This is a genomic window from Phyllobacterium sp. YR531 (genome assembly GCF_000282595.1).
In the GTDB taxonomy this organism is placed as follows: domain Bacteria; phylum Pseudomonadota; class Alphaproteobacteria; order Rhizobiales; family Rhizobiaceae; genus Phyllobacterium.
In genome coordinates this window covers 1-1,176 of sequence record NZ_AKIZ01000034.1, presented here as the reverse complement: position 1 = coordinate 1,176, position 1,176 = coordinate 1, and the positions used below count along the sequence as shown (strand labels likewise).

Sequence of the window (1,176 nt, the reverse complement as noted above, 5' to 3'; positions counted from 1 at the left end):
TTACTCAATGATCGAAGCGACGATGCCTGCACCGACGGTGCGGCCACCTTCACGGATAGCGAAGCGGAGCTTCTCTTCCATGGCGATTGGCACGATCAGCGTCACATCAACCGAGATGTTGTCGCCAGGCATGACCATTTCCGTTCCTTCCGGCAAAGTCACTACACCCGTCACGTCGGTCGTGCGGAAGTAGAACTGTGGACGGTAGTTGGAGAAGAATGGCGTATGACGGCCACCCTCGTCCTTTGTCAGGATGTAGGCTTCTGCCTTGAACTTGGTGTGCGGCTTGACAGAACCTGGCTTGGCAAGGATCTGACCGCGTTCAACGTCTTCACGGCCAACACCGCGAACCAGTGCACCGATGTTGTCGCCAGCCTGGCCCTGATCGAGCAGCTTGCGGAACATTTCAACGCCGGTAACAGTTGTCTTCGAAGTCGGCTTGATGCCGATGATTTCAACTTCTTCACCAACCTTGACAATACCGCGTTCAACACGGCCAGTCACAACCGTACCACGACCGGAGATCGAGAAAACGTCTTCGATCGGCATCAGGAATGGCTGGTCAATCGGACGCTCTGGCGTTGGAATGTACTTGTCAACTTCTGCCATCAGCGCGCGAACTGCGTCTTCGCCGATTGTCTTGTCGCTGTCTTCAAGCGCGGCCAAAGCCGAACCCTTGACAATCGGTACATCGTCGCCAGGGAAATCGTACTTGGAAAGAAGCTCGCGAACTTCAAGCTCAACCAGTTCAAGCAATTCAGCATCGTCAACCTGATCAACCTTGTTCAGGAACACGACAATCGCTGGAACACCAACCTGACGGGCAAGCAGGATGTGCTCGCGGGTCTGGGGCATCGGGCCGTCAGCAGCAGACACAACCAGGATCGCGCCATCCATCTGCGCAGCACCGGTGATCATGTTCTTCACATAATCGGCGTGGCCGGGGCAATCAACGTGGGCATAGTGACGGTTTGGTGTCTCATACTCAACGTGTGCCGTCGAAATGGTGATGCCGCGTGCCTTTTCTTCCGGTGCAGCGTCAATCTGGTCATACGCCTTGTACTCACCGAAATACTTCGTAATCGCTGCTGTCAACGATGTCTTGCCATGGTCAACGTGACCAATCGTGCCGATGTTTACGTGCGGCTTATTACGTTCAAACTTGCTCTTAGCCAT

General features: G+C 54.6%; 1 protein-coding gene. It reads right to left on the bottom strand.

The window, feature by feature from the left end; translation table 11 throughout:
* A partial coding sequence (gene tuf / locus PMI41_RS17810) for an elongation factor Tu (RefSeq protein ID WP_008127172.1) occupies positions 1–1,176 on the bottom strand: 1,176 nt, incomplete at its 5' end.